The sequence below is a fragment of the Vibrio sp. 2132-1 genome, assembly GCF_033344315.1.
This window is the reverse complement of sequence record NZ_JAWPON010000098.1, coordinates 1-1,082: the sequence shown is the minus strand read 5'-3', so window position 1 is coordinate 1,082 and position 1,082 is coordinate 1. Positions and strand designations below refer to the sequence as shown.

General features: G+C 51.8%; 1 protein-coding gene. It reads left to right on the top strand.

Annotation, left to right across the window (positions count from 1 at the left end):
- The coding region (locus R8N47_RS23680) for a peroxidase family protein (protein WP_318185912.1) at window positions 1-1,082 on the top strand (1,082 nt) is incomplete at both ends.

Sequence of the window (1,082 nt, the reverse complement as noted above, 5' to 3'; positions counted from 1 at the left end):
CCGATTAAGAAAAAATACGGCAACCAACTGAGCTGGGCCGATCTCATTGCGTATGCCGGTACGATGGCTTATGAATCCATGGGGTTGAAAACGTTCGGCTTCGGATTCGGGCGCGAAGACATCTGGCACCCAGAAAAAGACATTTATTGGGGCTCAGAAAAAGAATGGCTGGCACCTACCAACAACCCTAACAGTCGCTACTCAGGTGAACGGGATTTAGAGAATCCACTCGCCGCTGTGATGATGGGCTTAATTTATGTCAACCCAGAAGGCGTCGATGGACAGCCGGATCCACTCAAAACCGCGCACGACGTACGAGTTACGTTCGCTCGAATGGCAATGAATGATGAAGAAACCGTTGCCCTAACCGCTGGTGGCCACACCGTAGGTAAAGCGCATGGTAACGGTGATGCAGCCAATTTAGGCCCAGAGCCAGAAGGTGCCGACATTCACGACCAAGGATTAGGTTGGTTAAACAAGACAACCCGCGGCGTAGGCAACAACGCGGTCACCAGTGGGATTGAAGGCGCATGGACAAGCCAGCCAACGCAATGGGATAACGGCTATTTTCATCTGCTGTTAAATTACGATTGGGAACTGAAAAAAAGCCCAGCCGGCGCATGGCAATGGGAACCTATCGACATTAAAGAGGAAGACAAACCGGTCGATCCTGAAAACCCTAACGTTCGGCATAACCCAATCATGACAGACGCCGATATGGCGATGAAGATGGATCCGGAGTATCGCAAAATCTCAGAACGCTTCCATAGCGACCCGGCCTATTTCGCCGACACCTTTGCTCGGGCTTGGTTTAAATTAACGCACAGAGACATGGGGCCTAAGGCTCGCTACATCGGCCCTGATGTCCCGCAAGAAGACCTCATCTGGCAAGATCCGGTTCCTCACGGCAATGCAAACTACGATGTAGACGCGGTAAAAACCAAAATCGCAGCCAGTGGGTTATCAGTTAGTGACATGGTCACAACCGCTTGGGACAGTGCACGCACGTTCCGTCAGTCTGACAAACGTGGTGGCGCAAACGGCGCTCGTATTCGCTTAGCACCACAAAAAGACTGGCAAGG